The sequence below is a fragment of the Armatimonadota bacterium genome, from assembly GCA_036504095.1.
Taxonomy (GTDB): Bacteria; Armatimonadota; DTGP01; order JAKQQT01; family JAKQQT01; genus DASXUL01.
Map to the genome: position 1 here is coordinate 1 of DASXVS010000080.1, position 17,062 is coordinate 17,062.

A 17,062-nucleotide genomic window follows, 5' to 3' on the forward strand; every position below is an offset into this window, starting at 1 on the left:
GCTCAAGCAACCCTGCCACCTCCTCGGAACGCGTTCAACTGATAGCCACCAATCGGATTAACGGCGAAACGGGATATGACCACACAATTTGATCGACAAAAACCGAAAACCCGATCAAGTTGCGACCCAGCCTGAAATGAGCTTTGATCATTTCCCCATTTTCTCATTTCCTTCCTCCGACCGGTTAGTTCGCCTTAACGCGTTTCAGGCCTTCCTTTGCGGCGGGCATCGCGGGGCTGATAGTGAGGGCCTGTTGGTAAGCGGCCACGGCGCCCTTCGCATCTCCGCTCTTCTCGAGAGCGTCGCCCAGTTTGGTCAGCGTCTCGGCGTCTTTGAACTGAGCGCAAGCCGCTCGATACCATTTCACGGCCGTTATCGCATCGTTCGACTTCATTGCCAGATCGCCAAGGCGTGTTTCCGAGGTGCGGCGCTCAACAGAGTCCAGGCCGGACTTTATCGCCTCGGCATAGAAGGTGGACGCTGTTTCATCCTTTCCGGCGCGAAACGCTTGGTCCGCATCCGCGTACAGCCGGTGCGCCTCGACCGTTGACACGCCCGTCCGCGCCGTGATGGTGCCCACGCGGGGAATCCCGGCTTGATACGATGTGAGCGGCTGCGCCGCCCTGGCCTTGAGCGTAAGCGCGCGATCATTCACGTGTCCCGAGAGACCTAGCGTCGAGGGAGGCGGCGGAGCTTCAGCGGCCACGATTTCGGGGCCATCGTTGCTGCGGCCACCTGTCGGCGCAGCCACCGGGGAGACGAAGCCGTCGCGCGATGAACCCTTGTCAGCCGGGAAGGCTTCCGCCACCGGCGGAGGAGCGACCTGCGCCGTGGTGGACGGCGCGTTCTGGTTATCGAGCTTCATCGCGTTCTTGGAGGCGAACGTTGCCCGATTACGGAGTTTGGTCTCCGAGCCCGCCAGGGAGCTTACCTCACCATGAGCGTTGCCGGCAGCCCCGAACGGGACATTTGCGCGGCCCGTATCGGCGTTCGCCACCAGGGTGTGCTCTTTAGTGACGGCGGGCGCCGGCGTTGGAACAACCGCAGGGGTCGGCATGGGAGGGCCTGCCGGCGCGGCTTCTCCACTTTCCGGAGTGATCCGCGGATTTGGGGGGCGCAGAGGCTCAGGCGCCCCGCCCCGAACGGGCGGGGTCGCCGAACGCCCGGTTTCCGAATGCGAACGCGGCGGAGCCTGCGCGATCTTCGCCGGTCCCTTCTGGGCGTAATGGACGCCCGGGTGTGCAGGGTTGGCGCCCGGATGCTCGCCCGGACGTGGGAGGTTCATCACGATGGCAAGGCAGATTGCGGCGGCGGTAAGGGCGAGTCCGCCCCCTGCCAGAGCCCATCGCGGACGGATGGGAGCCTGCCGGGGCGGCGCGGCGATTTGAGCGTGAACCCGCGACCAGAGTTCCGGATCATAGTGGATCGGCTTGATGGTCTCGCCGGTGGCGCTGAGAAGTCTCTTGGCGACACGCATGTCCGCCAACGCCGACCGGCAGCGGCCGCAGGACTCCAGATGGCGCTCAACCCGAGACGCCACCTGAGGCTCCAGCGCCCCCTCAAGATACCCGGCCAGATTGTGAGTTTCGTGGAACATCACAAGACTTTCAACATTCGATCGCTAAGCGCCAGGCAGCGATATCACTCGCCCGCCTCATTCAGGCTTCCCCGTAACCGCTTCACCGCGTAATGGATGCGGCTCCACACGGTTCCCACGTTCACTCCGATTATCTCGGCAATCTCCTCGCACGTCTTCTCTTCGAAGTAGTGCAAAACGATAACCATTCGCTGCTTCTCCGGCAGGTCATGCACGGCCTTCCGAACCGCCACCGCCGACATCCGCTTCCAGACCAGCGCTTCCGGCCCTTCGTCGGCGTCTGCCGGAAGAGTGGACAAAAAGTCCGGCTTCTCCGGATCCTGTTCCACTCGAAAGGAGCGATCCCTCGCAGCCTTTCCCGCGTGACGCAACGCCGTGTTGAGGGCGATGCGGTACAGCCATGTGCTGAACTTGGCATCCGCCCGGAAGCCGCCGAGCGACCGGAACGCCCGGACAAACACTTCCACCCGCACATCCTCGGCATCCTCGGGGTCGCGCAATGCACGCGACACCACGCCCGCCACCATGCCCTGGTAACGCTCCACGATCTCGGCGAACGCGTCGGTATCTCCCGCTTTGCAGCGGGCGATGGCAACGGCGTCCGGGCCGGCATCTATGAACTTGGTGCGCGTGAACACAGCGATAATGCCATCCAAACCGCGCGCGCCCTTTCCGATTACCGCAAAATCATAGAACTCTTTCGGCGGAGTTCTGTAAACTTTTACGGTTTCTTAGTGGCGTCGCGGTTTCAAATCCTTCAAAATGATAGTGTAACGGTTTTCAGGTCGCTGGCGTCCAAATAGCGGTGTGCATCATGACTTCACACGCTATCATCGGGACATCGTGTCGTCCCGTGTACTCATTCTCAAGAGGCAGATATGAAAGTGCGCTTGCTGACTAGCCTCGCGGCGCTGGCGATTTGCGCCGCGTCCCGCGCCCAGGTGACCGTAGATTTGGACAACGGCTCCATCAACGGACTGGCGAACTCGCTGACCCAGCAGTCGAAGGTTCGCATCCTCGTTGGCCCCGGCGTCGCGGGCCGAGTCACTCTTCATCTGCACGGCGTTCCGCTGGAAGCTGCCGTGAAGACGGCTGCCGCCGTTCTGGATGTGAAGTGGCGAACACTCTGGCTCGGCCCTGAAATCGCCCCCCGCATCAGACCCGACCAGGCGGCCCGCCTTGCGTCCACCATCGACACCCTGGCTACCGTTCCGATGGCGGTGGACAATGGTACGCGAACCGTCGCCATTCGAGCCGCACCCGATGAAGCGCCCGCGAAGGAAGGCCTGCGCCCCGTTTTCATCTTCCTTCCCAAATTCGATCCCGCGAACGCAGCGTCGGCTCCCGCGGCGGCGCCGCCCCCGGATCAGCCGGTGATGGCGCCGACGAACGACCCCGAAGTGATGAAGATGCAAAGGTCATTCGGCACGCTCTCGCCCGAGCAGCAGCGCACGTTCATCAACAGCATCCGCTCGTACTGGCGGCCCTCCGGCGGCGGCCGCGGCAACGCAGGCGGAGGCCAGAACCGCAGGAACCGTCTGAACGGTGGAGGTTAGGTCAAGTTGCTGAAGCGCGCCCTGATTCTGTTGCCGATTGTCGCGATGATCTGCGGTGCGAACGCCGAACCCAGTCCGCCTCCACACTCAACGTGGCAGCGCTGGGTGATTTCGGCGCGCCACATCGCCAACGCCCCGATCCATCGCCCGCGTCAGCTCCAACTCGATCCGGCGGCCGTGGCGATCGACACGCACGTTCACACCCGATTTTCGCCGGACTCCCGGGCGAATGTCCGCGACATCATCATCCAGGCGGTTCAACGTGGCCTGACCGCCATCGCCATCACCGATCACAACACGATGGACGGCCTGAAGGAAGCGGAGGCGGACCTGGCCGTGCTCCGCGGTGAAGGAAAGGCGCCGCCGGGATTTTTCATCATCCCGGGCGAGGAGATCACTTCCGCGGACGGCCACATCATCGCGCTCTACATCCACACACCCATACCGAGCCTGCTGAGCGCGACCGAAACGATCAGCCGCGTCCACAGTCAGGGCGGCCTCGCGATCGCCGCGCATCCGATGGACAAGGACTCGCTGGGACCGCTCGCGAACTCGCTGCCGTTCGACGGAGTGGAGACGATGAACTCGGCGGAGGAATCGGCTTACCTCGTGCGTAAGGCCGCCGCAAACGACCGAAGATCGGCCTTCTACATGACCGTCACCAAGCCTCGGTTCGGCGCGTCCGATGCGCATGACCCGAAGATGGTGGGGATGTGTTATACGATCCTCCGCGACTGCGCTCCGACCCCGGACGCGATTCGGGACGCCCTCTACAGCGGTCGAACGCAACCTGGCGACTGCCCCGCATTCGCGGCGCGTACGAGGGGTATCACCCGGAGCGGCCGGTGGCTCACATGGACGCCCCTGGGCTTCCAATCGAGCGTACACCAGGATTACACGCCGATGCTTCGCGTCCCCCTGCGCCGGGGAAGCCTGGCGTTGAAGATCGACTCCGGCACAGGCGTGCTGTATCGCAAGCGGTTTTAACCTCGCCGCTTCGCCATCAGCCCTTCAATGATCGGCGTCTCTTCCGGGCTGTCCAGGTCCGCGCCGATCTCGGCATATGTCGTTTCCAGTGCGCGGGCCGTGGCGCCGAGAACGCGAGTGACCTGTGTTTCCAGCTCGGAGATGCGCGCGCGTTTCAGCATCACCTTGAGGACGAGGCGCAGGTTGATGAGCCTCGCCAGCTCCAGGGGCTTCTTGCGCGCCGCCAACGCCTTCCTGATGAGCTCGTCGCTCGCCAGCAGTCTCGTGCTGTGAACGAGGATCAGGTTGCCGCCGGTGAAAGTGCCCTCGACGAGCGTGCCGTAGGTCCGGCTGAGGCCGGGGCATTGCGCTTCGTTCTGCTCCTTGCGTATGATCGGGTACACAAAATCGGCGTCGATCTCCATCCCGCGCCCGATCACATCATCCACGGCAGCCGGCGTCAACAGCGGCACATCGGAACTGGAGAGGAGCACACGTTCGTCCGGGAAATGCCTCAGTCCGGCGGCGATGTTGTCCCACATCCCCTCGCCCACCGGGAGCAACGCGGCGTCACCGATCACCGCCGACAGTTCATCGGGACCTACCACCACGATTTCCCGGACACCATTCGCCGCACGAAGCGCATCGAGGACCCATGCGACCATCGGCCGCCCCGCGACCGGCGCAAGGGCGCGAAGGGCCGGCCACCCGGCCGCCTGCACCTCCGGCTTGGCCATACCTCCCGCCAGCACAACCACCGGCACACTTTTCCCCGTCATGATTCTCCCTCGTACGGCAGCGGGACCGTATGGCAAACCGACGTCCAATACCCCGCAGGCCGAATCCGTTCAGCGATTTCGCCGGCGTGCCGCTCGTCCCGGGCGAGGCCGTAAACCGATGAACCGCTGCCGGACATCGACGCCGCAACAGCCCCCGCTTCCACCAGTCGTTCCTTCGCCGCCTGCACCGGCGCGGCGAGGCCGAACGCTGCGGCTTCGAGATCGTTTTGCAGACACGCCCCGAGGCCTTCCGCTGAGTTGGCCAACAGAGCCGACACCATCTGCCGCGAACGGTCGAGCGCGCGCGTCACCCCGGCAGCCGACTCATCGTACCGGCGGTAAACGCGTGGCGTTGGCAGTTTCACGCCCGGCCAGACGACAACCAGCCAAACCTGGGCGGGCGGTAGCAGTTCGGTGAGTGTTTCCCCGCGCCCTTCCGCCAGCGCGGTCCCACCCGTCAGAAAGAACGGCACATCCGAGCCCAGCGTGGCGCCGATTTCCGCAAGACGGACCGCAGGCCAATCGAGGCACCACAGTTTGTTGAGGGCCAAGAGGGCCGTTGCCGCGTCGGAGCTGCCGCCGCCGAGGCCCGCGCCCACCGGAATACGCTTCCGAAGGGCAATGCGCGCCCCTTGTTCGACGCCGGCGGCGCCGGCGAGAGCGGTCGCCGCGCGATAGACAAGGTTGGATTCGTCCGGAGGCGCGTCGGGACTGCCGCCCGACACGATGATGCCTTCGCCCGGAGCGTCTTCCAGGGTGAGGGTGTCGTGAAGGGAGATGGCTTGCATCACGCTCCGGAGTTCGTGGTAGCCGTCTGCGCGGCTTCCGAGGATCTCCAGCGTCAGGTTGATCTTCGCGGGGGCGAGAGCGGTGACCGTCATAGTGGCTCCAGTGGCATTCCGCCTGCGGGCACGGCCTGCCAATGTGTTATCATGGTTCAGTGAGAGCGCCCTTGGCAAGAATCTCCGGCGTGCTGCTCGCCCTGACGGGCGTTGCGGCGATCGCCGGGCTCGTGTATCTGCCGGTCTGGCTGCATCGCCACGATCCGCCGCCGCCGTCGATCACGAAACGCCCGGCCGACGTAACCGTCGCCAACGTGCCTGATGCGACGCTTGTCGGACGCCATAATGGACGGAGGATCTGGCGTATTCACGCCGGCGACATCCGCGTCGCAGCGGACGGGCACACGACAACGTTTGTCGGAATCGATCGTGGCACACTGTACCGCAATGAGCGCCCGGCGGCAAGCATCACGGCCGCCCGCGCCGTGTACAACGACGACACGGCAACCCTCCTGGTCACCGGAGGCCTGACGCTTTCATCGCACGGCGTGACGGCGCACACGTCGCGCATCGACTGGCGGGAGCACGAAGATCGCGTACGCTGCCCGGAACCGGTTGTCATCGCCTGGAAAGGCGGATTCGTGCGAGCCGAAAGCGTTGAGACGAACACCAAAATGTCCGAGATTACCGGCCGCGGCGTGTCCGCCGCCGCGCAAGTGGAGGCGCCGATGCTGCGAAAACTGACGCAACAACTGGGGATGGGGGCGATTCTCGCCACTTTTCTCGCCAACTCCGCCACGGGCCAGTCCGCGCCTCCGAAGTACAAGGAAGTGCGCTTCACGCACGCCGACTTCCTGCGCTGGAACCAGGCGAACGACACCAGCGTGTACGAGGGCAATGTTGCCGCCTCGCAGGGTGACACGTCGTTCCGCGCGGACAAGATCGTTTACCGAAAGGCCGAGAATACCGCTACCGTCTCGGGCCATATCGTGGTCGAGAACCCGAAGAACCGCATTGAAGGTGACACCGCCGAGGTGGATTTCAACGCGAAGACAGCAGTGCTGAAAGGCGCCAACGGCGTGAAGGTAGCTGTCCTGCCGGCGCCGACGGCGGACCCCAAGAGCGTCCGAGCGAGCATCAGGGAGCCCCTGCTCATCGCATGCAAGTCGGTCAGGTATTACTACAGGGAAAAGCGCGCCGAAGCGGCCGGACCGATCACCGTTACGCGCAAGAACCAGGTCGTGACCGGCGAATCCGGGACCTACGACGGCGCCAATGAGATCGTGACCATCACGGGCAACGTTCACGGCAAGGATGAGAAGAACCAGACATTCGATGCGCCATCCGTGAAAATGGGCGTGAAGGAAGGGGCGGAATGGCTGGAGGCGCCGAACGTGAAGGCGACATTTTTCGTGAAGGAGGAGGAGGCTTCGGCTTCCCCGCCTCGTTGATGCGCGGTACGCTAAGGTGGTAGAATGGTGATGTCGGGCCCATAGCTCAGCGGCAGAGCAGATCCCTCATAAGGATTTGGTTGCAGGTTCGAATCCTGCTGGGCCCACCAATCCCCTCATATTCAGGCAATCGACTCCTTTCGGCCCCGGCTCGGTTCCCACGCTCGTTACCGGCTGGGACAGCCCGCCAGACCGTCGCAAACCCTGAACAAACGCCCCAGACTCAAAACTTACCTCCCGGAGAGTAGAACATGTCGACGAAGACAAAGGCGCCACTGGCCGCATCGATCCTCCTGATTGCATTGTGCCCGTGGGCCGGATCGCAACAGAACCCCGACGGGCTGGCCCGCGTGGGCACGGCGAAGGTACAGGACACGTTCGTTCCGCTCCCTCCGGGGGATGTGAAATTCACAGGCGGCCTTCTGGGCGCCCGCTACGACGTCAACGAACGCAATCGTCTTCTGCGCGTAGACGAACAGGATCTCCTGGGCGCGTTCGAAAACCGCGACGGCACACACCAGGTATGGCAGGGCGAACACGTGGGCAAATTCCTGCACGCCGCCACACTGGTCTGGGCAACTACCGGAGACAATGCGCTAAAGGCGAAGATCGACCGAGTTGCCGCGCGCCTGATCCACACGCAGGAAAAGGACGGCTACCTCGGAACGTATCCGCCCGCGCAGCGATGGACCGCATGGGACGTCTGGGCGCACAAATACGACCTCCTCGGCCTCCTCACTTACTACCAGTACACCCACAGCAAATCGGCCCTGGAGGCCAGCCGCCGCGTGGGCGACCTCCTGGTGCGCACTTTCGGGCCGGGCAAGCGGGACATCAACAAAGCCGGCGAGCACATGGGTATGGCTTCGTGCAGCGTGATTGAGCCCATGCTGCTTCTCTACCGGGCCACCGGAGACGGCCGTTATCTCACCTTCGCGAAGTACATCGTTGCCAATTATGATGCGCCCGGGGGCCCCACTGTTGTCTCCTCATTGCAGAAATTCGGTCGGGTGGACAAAGTGGGAAACGGCAAAGCCTACGAAATGCTCTCCAACTTCAACGGGCTCATCGAAATGCACCGCGTTACGCAGGACGGCGCGCTCCGGCGTGACGCGATCTCGGCCTGGAGCGACATCGTGGCGAATCGGCGGTATGTTACCGGCACCGCCTCGGCCGGAGAGTACTTCCGGGACGACCATGTGCTCCCCAATGGCGAGAGCTCCAACGTTGGCGAGGTGTGCGTCACCGTCACATGGGAGCAGATGAACCTGCAGCTCCTGCGGCTCACGGGTGATCCCGCCTACGCCGACCAGATGGAATTGACGATCTACAACCACCTCCTGGCCGCTCAGAAGCCCACAGGCGAGGCGTGGTCGTACTACACACCCCTGGAAGGCCGGAAGGCATACAGCCCGAACACCACCTGCTGCCTGTCCAGCGGGGCGCGCGGAGTGGCGCTCCTGCCCTCGATCGCCGCCATGAAGAGTGCGGACGGCGGTCTCGTCATCAACCTTTACAATTCGTCGACCATCCGGACGCGTCTGCCCTGCGGCACGGTTGCCGTGCGGCAGGAAACCGATTATCCCGTCTCCGGCGGCGTCCGGCTGACCGTGAATCCGGAGACGCCGGGAGCATTCCCGCTGCGCCTGCGTATCCCGTCCTGGGCGCGCGGTACATCGGTCACGGTAAACGGCCGCCCGCTGGCCGCCGCGAGGGTCCGCCCGGGCTCGTATGCGGTCGTCAATCGCCGCTGGAAGCGCGGCGACAGCGTATCGCTCAATCTGCCGATGCCGGCCCGGTTGATCAGGGGAGACCATGGCAACGACGGGCTCGAGGCCGTTATGCGGGGTCCCGTGGTCTATGCCGTGGACACCGCGCAGAACGGTAACATCCGCATGCTGAAGCAGGTGGCGCTGGCGGCGGACAACGCGTCCCAACTCAAAGCGACCGCCACCGTGTCGAAGGCGTTGGGCAGCCAGATCGCCCTTCGCACGCCCGGCAGCGTCGCGGGCGCCAACCGTGACCTCAACCTCATCCCATTCTCTTTCGCCGGACAGGATGGCGCCAGCCGGTATGCCGTCTGGATTGCGCGCCCCGGACATGCCCAGCTTCACGGCGGGTCCGGATCCCTGTTCTACGCGGCCAAAGTGTCGGTCTCGCGGATCGGCAATCAGGTTGCCGATATCGCGGACGACGATGTGACCACCCGATCGGTCACGTGGAATGACGCCATGGCGGACGAAGACTGGTATGCGCTCACCCTGCCGAAAGCGGTTCGCATCGGCCGCGCCACTTACGCCCACGGCGCCGTGTACAACAACGGCGGGTGGTTCGATGCATCCGCCGGCAAACCCCGAATCCAGGTCCGGACAGAGGCCAACGGGCCGTGGATTACCGTGGCTACGCTGGATTCCTATCCGGACACCACGGCGACCGACAACGCGCACCTGACTGAAGGGCAGAAATTCTCCGTGGCGTTTCCGCCGGTGGATGCCGTTGCAATCCGCGTGGTGGGACGCCCGGCATGTGGAGACCAGCCCAGGCAGGCATTCAGCAGTTGCGCGGAATTACAGGCGTTCGCGCCCTGACGAGAGATGACCACCGACACCGCTAAATCCGCCGCGACAGCCGGCCGGTTCGCTCGCCAGGGCCGATCATTCGCCGGCGCACTGCGCCCCTGGCTGATGCTGGCGCTCGTATGCGCCGTCTTTTCCGTGCACCCGGGATTCCGGGGCACGTTCTGGCGCGAGAGCTACCTGCCGAATATCCTGCAGCAATCCGCGCGAAACATCGTGCTCGCGGTCGGGATGTCGTTTGTCATCATCACCGGCGGAATCGACCTGTCGGTCGGCTCCGTGCTCGCGCTGTCCGGCGCGGGGCTTGCGCTGGCCATGAACGGTCCTTTGCCGCTCTGGCTGACCAGCGTCGTGGCGCTCCCCATCGCGCTGCTGGCCGCCTGGAGGGCTTACTCGCGCGCCAGGACCCGCAGCAAACAGACGGCGCTCAGCGCAACGGTATTTCTCGTCGCGGAGGCGGGATTGACGTTCGTGCTCTCGCGCGGGCTGGCTGGCGGGGTGAAGATGGAGGGCGCCATCGCCATCGCATTGCTCATTGGCCTCGCTTGCGGGATGGCGAACGGATTGATGGTGTCCGTAGGCAGGATACCGGCTTTCGTGATGACGCTAGGGATGATGAGCGCGGCCCGCGGCCTCACGCTATACGCGACAGACAGCAGCAGCGTGCCGGCGCGCGTCCAACGCTTCCTGGCGCTGGGCCAGGGCGCGCCGCTCATCACGATTACGTTGGTCGTCGTCATTGCCGCCGCCGTCTTGCTTGCCCGTACCAGGGCAGGACGCTATGTCATGAGCATCGGCGGGTCGGAACAGGCGACGCGGCTGTCCGGCGTTGATGTGGCGGCGTACAAGACGATGGCGTACGCGCTTTCGGGTCTGGGCGCGGGCATCGGCGCCGTCCTCGTCACAGCCAAATTCGGCACCGCGAACACGGGCGCGGGGACCGGAGCCGAACTGGACGCGATCGCGGCCGTCGTCATCGGCGGCACAAGTCTGAGCGGGGGGCAGGGCTCTATCGTCGGCGCTCTCGTCGGCGCGCTCACCATCACCGTCATCGAAGCCGGGCTCGTGCTGTGCGGCGTCCGTGACACGCTGCAGGCGGTGATTCTCGGCGGTGTCATCGTGCTGACAGTACTCATCGATCAGGTGCGCAAGGCGCGCCAGTGACGATTCAAGGAGACAGGAACATGCGAATAACACTCGTACCACTGTGCGTCGTCTCAGCGGTGGCGCTGGCCGGCTGTGGAAAGGAGCAGCCAACACCCGGCGGCGGTTTCAGCGCGCTCCCCGCCCGAAAGGGGCCCGTGGTGACGGTCGCCTCCCTGGACGCGGTCAAACAGGCAAAAGCGCCGTACGACATCGTGCTGATCGTCAAGACGCGGAACAATCCGTTCTTCCGTCCAATGATCGCGGAGTTCGAGAAGACGGCGCGCGAAATGGGCGCCAGACCCGAGATCCAGGCGCCCCCCGAGGAAATGGACTACGAAAAGCAGGTCGCCCTCGTCCAGACGGAGGTCGGCAAGGGCGTCCGCGCGATCTGTATCGCTCCGGCGGATTCCAAGGGCATCGTTCCGGCGCTGGTTGCCGCTCAGAAAGCGGGCGTGTTGATCATCAACGTGGACAACCGGATCGACGCGGCGGCGGCCCGCGCTCAGCGGCTCGTTAGCGACGGCTATGTTGGGGCGGACAACGAGGCAGGCGGCCGGCTGGCGGGCGAGGAGATGCTCAAGGCCCTCAACAACACAGGCAAGGTTGCGATTATCGAAGGCATACGCGGCGCGGACAACGCCGAGGCGCGGCGCCGGGGATTCACGTCCGCCGTGGCGGGCAAACTGGACGTCACCGCCTCCGAGAGCGCCGAATGGGATACCGAGAAGGCGTACCAGAAGATGCAGAACGTCCTGGCAAAGCACAGTGATCTCAAGGGAGTGTTCTGCGCCAACGACAAGATGGCGGTGGGCGCGATGAAGGCCATCGCCGAGGCTGGCAGCAAGGGCAAACTCACGGTGGTAGGCTACGATAACATCCCCGACGTTCAGTCCGCCCTGGCGTCCCACGAGATGTTCGCCACCATTGAACAGCATCCGGACCTGATGGGGCGCTACGCCGCGCGGATGGCCGTGGGCGTACTGAACGGGGAGACCGCCAGGGGCGGCGATATCCTCGTCCCACTGGAAGCAATCCGGAAGTAGTGGCGACGCCGTTCCGCCCGAATGCCGCGCGGACGCCCTCGCCCCATCCCCAAAGGGAGACCGAAACGTGATATCGATGAAACCGGCGGCCATTTGCGCGGCCATTTTCTCCCTGGCGGCGGCCGCCATCGCAAAGCCGCCGCCTCCGAAGGCGCATCCGATCGCGAACGGGACCTTCATACAGGACTACCTCTGCCGCAACTGGACGGACGCTACCTGGCTGGCCGAGTTCCGGTACATGAAGGCGCTTGGGATGCGCTACATGGTGTTCGGAGCGGTCGCGGATGGCAAGACGCACACATGCGTGTACCCTACGTCGCTGCCCGGCTACCATCTCGTGGAGCCGAACACCGATCCTCTGGGCGCGTGCCTTCGCAACGCCGAGAAAGCCGGCATCCGGGTGTTCGTCGGCCTGAATTTCCACGGGGACTGGTGGGCCAGGGGTTCGTATGATTCGGCGTGGCTGAACTCCCAGATGGAAGAAGGCAACCGCATCGCCGATGAGCTGTACAACCGGTACCACGCCCGGTATCCGAGGGCCTTCTACGGCTGGTACTGGGTATGGGAAGTGGACAACATCAGCGCGCAATCACCGTCCAAGGCGGCCACTCTGTCCGGAGCACTGGATGTAAGTGTCCGCCACCTCAAGAGCCTGAACCCGGGCATGCCGGTCATGCTCTGCCCGTTCATGAACTACCGATTGGGCACACCGGCCCTGTACCGCGGATTCTGGGAGAGGGTATTCGCGTCTTGCGCGCTCGGCAGGGGCGATATCTTCGCGCCGCAGGACTGCGTCGGCGCCGGCGGCCTCACCCTGGACAACTTCGCACAATGGTTCGCCGCGCTTCGGAAGGCCGTTGACACCAAGCCGGGCCTGGTCTTCTGGTCCGACACCGAAACGTTCTATCAGGACGACTGGACCTCCGCCACCCTCAATCGTTTCGTCCGGCAGCTCAAGGGCGTGCAACCTTACGTCGAAGGCAGCATCACGTTCGCCTGGAGCCACTACTACAGCCCCAACAACGTGGACGCGGGCTGGCAGAAGACATATGCCGGCTACGTGCGCACGGGCAAACTGGAATCCGTGCCGCCCTCCACACCGCGGCATCTGCGGGCGGCCAGGCAGGCGAACGGCACGGTCCGCGTGACCTGGGAGGCTTCGACCGACAACGTCGGCATCTGCGGATATTACGTGTTCCGCAATGGCGTCCGCGTAAGCCGGCAACAGGGCTCCAAAGGCCTTACCAACCGAAAGGGCCCGCAGACAACGTACATCGACCGCCCGACGGCGCAACCGCCCCGCGCCTCGTACGAGGTCCAGGCCTATGATTTCGCCGGAAACGTTTCGCGCAGAGTGGGACCGGTATCGCCGGTCGTTGTCCCGGCGACCGTTAAGTCGAATTAAGCCCGCCGCACATGACAAAAGGCCCGGCCTCACGGCCGGGCCCCTCTTGTTTGGCTATCCGGAGGCATAGAGTACTGCATGGCTAAGGCTTGGTAGTGAATTTAGGTGGCTTCGCATTTGCGGTATTTTATTCACGAAGCCATCAAAATGAACTCCAAGCGCCTTTCCCCAGAGTTCGGAGCGTACTTGATTGACAAGGCGAGCAGTCGAAGGCCGCGGCGCTGGCTCGCGCCGCCATTTAGGCAGAGGCAACCCGCACACATCGACTCCGGCCTGGGCTGCGGCAGCGTGCAGTATGCCATAGCAGGCCGCCACCATCGCCGGGACCAGTGGTACGGCACTCGGAGTGCGCACCTGAGCCTCTCCAAGTCCGAGGAGGGACTTTTCCTCGTGGAATGCCACCTCGATGTCCCATCGCCAGACATAAGCCTGAAGGATCTTCTGGAGGGACAGGTGGGGTTCTGTGCAAACCAGATAAGCAGGATCCCGGTAGAGGAGCCGCGCGCTCTTGCGCGGTCTGTATGAGATAGGGCGTACCGCGATCACGGTCAGGTTTCGTCCTCCTGCCGGCTTCCAACGGACCGGACTGAGCACCTTCACCCGGAACAGATGCATCTTCCCCGCCGCGAAAGCCTTGACCTTCTTCCAGGGGATACTCTCCTCCTGGCGCAACATCTCCGGTGTGAGCAGGCGATCACCATAGAGTCGGCGTCGACCGACACCTTGCGCCGCGTCTGGTACAGCGTAGAGCTTGGCGTCTTTGCGAAGCCTCCCGATGAGCACCGTGTTCTGTGGTATGTCGCGATAGACGGAACGGTTCGTATAGCCCCCATCACCGACCAGAAGAAGCGTTCGCCGTTGTCCGCCAGGATCGGCATCGAGGGTGGATCGCAGATGGTGAATCCTCTGGCGTGCCACCTCACCCAGCCGCGTTCGCTGCTGGGCATCTCTGTAGCGACGCCATTCTTCTTCGGAAGCGTTTCGTCGCGGCCGTTTGGGCGTGGGGGCGTGGACGAGATCGACGGGGAGCGCCCGTGCCTGCCCCGTCCAACCGTGTTCGGGCAGGAGTAATGCGGTCTGCAGGTGTCTTTGCGCCCAGGTGAAGGAGACGCCGAACGGCGCGCCCAGGGGATCACGCCGCCAGGCGGCGCCGTGTATTCGCTTTCCCTTCTTGTGCAGAAGCGTATCGTCTATTGCCGCAACCACGGGGAAGCCTTCGGGAATGTGTTTCAGAACCGCGCGCCGCACAGGCGCGAATAACAGGTCCGGCTCGAACCGTTCGTTCTCGAACAAACGGTAGGCGGCTGACCAGTCGACGAACTGCTGGCCGGACGTGCAGATAAGTCCGGAGAGCGTGTGGCGTCCGAGGCTGGCGAGTATGCTGTACATCAGGGTCCGTCCGTGTTCGAAGGTTCTGCGTTGTTTGAAGGCGGGGCGGCACTGAAGGAGCAGGTCGTCGATGCAAGGGGTCAGGGCAGCGGAGTTTTTTTTACCGCCGATTCGGGGACGTGGCGTCGCCTGAGAACCATCTGTCCTTTGTCCTCGATGATCCACTCGACTGTCTCGCCTTTGTCGAACTCCATGGCGTGTGCGATGGCGGCCGGAAAGTTGACGTACCACTGTTCGCTGGCTTTTCGTTTGATGACCTGAATCTTGGTTGGGTACCCCATATGTTCCTCCTTACAGATGATTATCGGCATGTCTAGTACCCTAACTAGATAACATGTGATGCACAAAATGGCCAGGCGCAAACGCACCTGGCCACACTGTTCAAACAACATATCTAGTCAACAGCCAAACTAGAGAGGCCCGGCCTCACGGCCGGGCCCGAGTGCTCCAGAAGTTACCGGTGCTACCTGCCGGGCATCGCAGCGAGGATGCCCATCAAGCCCGGCGCCGCAAGGACAACAAAGATCGCAGGCAGGATAAAGAACACCAGCGGCAGCATCATCTTTACCGGCAATTTCGCGGCGGCCTCCCGCACGTGTTGACTACGCCGCTCCCGATGGGTTTCCGCCTGTGTGCGCAGCACCTGTGCGATGCTCACGCCCAGGTTTTCCGCCTGGATGATCGCCGAGGTGAACATTTTTACCTCGAGCACGGTGGTCCGCCGGGCAATCCCGCGCAGCGCGTCGGCCCTCGATTTGCCCAGCCGCATTTCCTGAAGCGCCATCTCGAACTCATCCGCGAGGGGACCGCGCTTCTTCTGCGCCACGCGACCCATCGATGCGTCCAGGCTCAGGCCGGCTTCCGCGCTCACCACCAGGAGATCCAATATGTCCGACATCGACTTCAGGACCGCCTGCTTTCGCGCGTCGGCAAGGTGATCGACCACCAGCGTAGGCAACATCCCGATGACGATCGTGATCAGGCCGGCTACTCCGATCCCGAGCGGCCCGTCCAGCAGGGGGTTGCGCAAAAGGGCCAGAAGCACGACTACCGCGAGGGCATAACAGATCAGTTTGACCGCCATATATTCGCGTACGCCGATTGATATGCCGAAGATCGTGGGGTGGCCGGCCGCCTCCAGTTTGCCCTGCATGACGTGTGCGTCAGCCGCCAGGCCGAGTTTTTCGGCCACGAGCGCGAGTCTGCGCAGTGTGGGCAGCACCACGCGCTCACCAAACGGCGTGTCGGTGGCGCGCGTCCTGGGAGGCGTTCCGAAGGCCGGCGTGCTGTCGAGTTTGTGCAGACGTGCGCGGGGCGTCACGGTGGCGCCGGAGGTGAGGGCGGACGCCAGGAACGCCACCGCCACGAATGACGTGATTGCGATAAGCCAGATCAACATTGCTTCAGACCTCCATGGAGACCATCTTCCAGATGATGATCATGCCAACGCACTCGGAAATCGCCGCCATCAGCAGCATCATTCGCCCGATGTCCGTGTTCAACAACGGCGCCATATAGGTCGGGTTCGCGGATTTCATCCAGAAGAACAGGAGGATGGGGATGGCGAAGACCATCACAGCAGACAGCTTCCCTTCGGCTGTGAGCGTGGCGATCTCCCCCCGGATGCGCGCGCGCTCGCGGAGGGTATCGGCGATCTTCTGAAGTATCTCGGACAGGTTTCCACCCACCTGAAGCTGGATGCCGATCGCGGTTGTGATCAACTCCATCTCGTACGAAGGTACTCGCCTCCAGATCGATTGCAGCGCCTCCTCAACCGTATGGCCTATGGTGATGTCCTGCACCGCCATGCCAAACTCTTCCTTAACCGGGCTGGGCATATCCTCGGCGGTTACCTGCAACGCGCGCTGAAAGCCCTGGCCGGAGCGGAGTGACGCCGCCATCAACTCCAGCGCCTCCGGAAGAGCCGCCTCAAAGCGGGCCATTCGGCGGATTCTGGCGTATTCCAGCGCCACCATCGCGACGATGCCCACCATTACCGCCGAAAGCCCACCCCACAGAACGCTGTGCTGCCACCAGGCCACACCCACGGCGCAAACGACGGCCACAATGAACGCGACGATGAGGAACTCCACCGGTGTCAGGTTCCAACCGGCCCGTTCCAGAGTTTGCTCCAAAGACCGGTATTGGTCGAATCGCCGCCACTGGCGCGATGCCCTTCCGAGCGCTTCACGCCGGCTCGACGCGCCTTCGACGAACGCTTCCGGCGATCCGGACGGGCCCTTCAGTGCCTCAAGCCCCTGGCGCTGGGCGGGTTCCTTGCGCATGAAGGCGGTTATCAGCGCGTAGAAGGTTCCGCACGCCAGCAAAAAGATCAGGATTGTGAGTGTTTTATCCATGGTTCAAGGTGCCCG

General features: G+C 63.6%; 15 protein-coding genes and 1 tRNA gene. 8 read left to right on the forward strand and 8 right to left on the reverse strand.

Features of this window, described 5'->3' with window-relative positions:
• Window positions 1-184 precede the first annotated feature (184 nt).
• Both VGM51_18320 and VGM51_18325 read right to left on the reverse strand, forming a co-directional pair.
• Window positions 185-1,597 (reverse strand): zf-HC2 domain-containing protein, encoded by a 1,413-nt coding sequence (locus VGM51_18320; protein HEY3414994.1) that lies wholly within the window; start codon window positions 1,595-1,597, stop codon window positions 185-187.
• Between the two features lie 44 nt (window positions 1,598-1,641).
• Window positions 1,642-2,253 (reverse strand): sigma-70 family RNA polymerase sigma factor, encoded by a 612-nt coding sequence (locus tag VGM51_18325; protein HEY3414995.1) that lies wholly within the window; start codon window positions 2,251-2,253, stop codon window positions 1,642-1,644.
• Window positions 2,254-2,475: 222 nt separating this feature from the next.
• On the opposite strand from VGM51_18325, the gene VGM51_18330 reads away from it, so the two are divergent.
• On the forward strand, window positions 2,476-3,153 hold the full coding sequence (locus VGM51_18330) for a hypothetical protein (GenBank protein HEY3414996.1): 678 nt from the start codon (window positions 2,476-2,478) through the stop codon (window positions 3,151-3,153).
• A gap of 6 nt (window positions 3,154-3,159) precedes the next feature.
• Entirely contained in the window at window positions 3,160-4,140 is a 981-nt protein-coding gene (locus VGM51_18335; protein HEY3414997.1) for a PHP-associated domain-containing protein, read from the forward strand.
• Here the strand turns inward: VGM51_18335 and VGM51_18340 are convergent.
• Both VGM51_18340 and ispE read right to left on the reverse strand, forming a co-directional pair.
• Window positions 4,137-4,898 (reverse strand): nucleotidyltransferase family protein, encoded by a 762-nt coding sequence (locus VGM51_18340; GenBank protein HEY3414998.1) that lies wholly within the window; start codon window positions 4,896-4,898, stop codon window positions 4,137-4,139. The genes VGM51_18335 and VGM51_18340 overlap by 4 nt on opposite strands.
• Window positions 4,895-5,779 carry a 4-(cytidine 5'-diphospho)-2-C-methyl-D-erythritol kinase gene (gene ispE / locus VGM51_18345; GenBank protein ID HEY3414999.1) on the reverse strand — a complete coding sequence of 295 codons (885 nt, stop codon included), beginning with the start codon at window positions 5,777-5,779 and terminating at the stop codon, window positions 4,895-4,897. The genes VGM51_18340 and ispE overlap by 4 nt, the downstream gene beginning before the upstream one ends.
• Before the next feature lie 71 nt (window positions 5,780-5,850).
• Between ispE and VGM51_18350 the strand changes: the two genes are divergently transcribed.
• From VGM51_18350 to VGM51_18375, 6 genes are all read left to right on the forward strand, one after another.
• Window positions 5,851-7,131 (forward strand): LptA/OstA family protein, encoded by a 1,281-nt coding sequence (locus VGM51_18350; GenBank protein HEY3415000.1) that lies wholly within the window; start codon window positions 5,851-5,853, stop codon window positions 7,129-7,131.
• A 35-nt stretch (window positions 7,132-7,166) separates the two neighbouring features.
• Window positions 7,167-7,241, forward strand: a tRNA-Ile gene (locus VGM51_18355).
• Window positions 7,242-7,382: 141 nt separating this feature from the next.
• A complete protein-coding gene (locus tag VGM51_18360) occupies window positions 7,383-9,719 on the forward strand; it encodes a beta-L-arabinofuranosidase domain-containing protein (GenBank protein HEY3415001.1) in 2,337 nt (778 codons plus the stop codon).
• Between the two features lie 6 nt (window positions 9,720-9,725).
• Window positions 9,726-10,871 (forward strand): ABC transporter permease, encoded by a 1,146-nt coding sequence (locus tag VGM51_18365; protein ID HEY3415002.1) that lies wholly within the window; start codon window positions 9,726-9,728, stop codon window positions 10,869-10,871.
• Between the two features lie 20 nt (window positions 10,872-10,891).
• Window positions 10,892-11,896 (forward strand): substrate-binding domain-containing protein, encoded by a 1,005-nt coding sequence (locus VGM51_18370; GenBank protein HEY3415003.1) that lies wholly within the window; start codon window positions 10,892-10,894, stop codon window positions 11,894-11,896.
• A 76-nt stretch (window positions 11,897-11,972) separates the two neighbouring features.
• Window positions 11,973-13,301 carry a DUF4434 domain-containing protein gene (locus tag VGM51_18375; protein ID HEY3415004.1) on the forward strand — a complete coding sequence of 443 codons (1,329 nt, stop codon included), beginning with the start codon at window positions 11,973-11,975 and terminating at the stop codon, window positions 13,299-13,301.
• 54 nt (window positions 13,302-13,355) lie between these two features.
• Here VGM51_18375 and VGM51_18380 read toward each other — a convergent pair whose 3' ends face one another.
• From VGM51_18380 to VGM51_18395, 4 genes are all read right to left on the reverse strand, one after another.
• Window positions 13,356-14,855: a transposase gene (locus VGM51_18380; GenBank protein ID HEY3415005.1), complete on the reverse strand. Its 1,500-nt coding sequence runs from the start codon at window positions 14,853-14,855 to the stop codon at window positions 13,356-13,358.
• A complete protein-coding gene (locus VGM51_18385) occupies window positions 14,771-14,971 on the reverse strand; it encodes a hypothetical protein (GenBank protein ID HEY3415006.1) in 201 nt (66 codons plus the stop codon). The genes VGM51_18380 and VGM51_18385 overlap by 85 nt, the downstream gene beginning before the upstream one ends.
• Before the next feature lie 182 nt (window positions 14,972-15,153).
• Window positions 15,154-16,089: a type II secretion system F family protein gene (locus tag VGM51_18390; GenBank protein HEY3415007.1), complete on the reverse strand. Its 936-nt coding sequence runs from the start codon at window positions 16,087-16,089 to the stop codon at window positions 15,154-15,156.
• A 4-nt stretch (window positions 16,090-16,093) separates the two neighbouring features.
• Window positions 16,094-17,047 (reverse strand): type II secretion system F family protein, encoded by a 954-nt coding sequence (locus tag VGM51_18395; GenBank protein HEY3415008.1) that lies wholly within the window; start codon window positions 17,045-17,047, stop codon window positions 16,094-16,096.
• Window positions 17,048-17,062 lie beyond the last annotated feature (15 nt).

What these genes read in the sequence shown, in the direction of transcription:
- VGM51_18320 (HEY3414994.1), bottom strand. Translation starts at nt 1,597, where the DNA reads ATGTTCCACGAAACTCACAATCTGGCCGGGTATCTTGAGGGGGCGCTG.
- VGM51_18330 (HEY3414996.1), top strand. Translation starts at nt 2,476, where the DNA reads ATGAAAGTGCGCTTGCTGACTAGCCTCGCGGCGCTGGCGATTTGCGCC.
- VGM51_18340 (HEY3414998.1), bottom strand. Translation starts at nt 4,898, where the DNA reads ATGACGGGGAAAAGTGTGCCGGTGGTTGTGCTGGCGGGAGGTATGGCC.
- ispE (HEY3414999.1), bottom strand. Translation starts at nt 5,779, where the DNA reads ATGACGGTCACCGCTCTCGCCCCCGCGAAGATCAACCTGACGCTGGAG.
- VGM51_18360 (HEY3415001.1), top strand. Translation starts at nt 7,383, where the DNA reads ATGTCGACGAAGACAAAGGCGCCACTGGCCGCATCGATCCTCCTGATT.
- VGM51_18365 (HEY3415002.1), top strand. Translation starts at nt 9,726, where the DNA reads ATGACCACCGACACCGCTAAATCCGCCGCGACAGCCGGCCGGTTCGCT.
- VGM51_18370 (HEY3415003.1), top strand. Translation starts at nt 10,892, where the DNA reads ATGCGAATAACACTCGTACCACTGTGCGTCGTCTCAGCGGTGGCGCTG.
- VGM51_18375 (HEY3415004.1), top strand. Translation starts at nt 11,973, where the DNA reads ATGAAACCGGCGGCCATTTGCGCGGCCATTTTCTCCCTGGCGGCGGCC.
- VGM51_18385 (HEY3415006.1), bottom strand. Translation starts at nt 14,971, where the DNA reads ATGGGGTACCCAACCAAGATTCAGGTCATCAAACGAAAAGCCAGCGAA.
- VGM51_18390 (HEY3415007.1), bottom strand. Translation starts at nt 16,089, where the DNA reads ATGTTGATCTGGCTTATCGCAATCACGTCATTCGTGGCGGTGGCGTTC.
- VGM51_18395 (HEY3415008.1), bottom strand. Translation starts at nt 17,047, where the DNA reads ATGGATAAAACACTCACAATCCTGATCTTTTTGCTGGCGTGCGGAACC.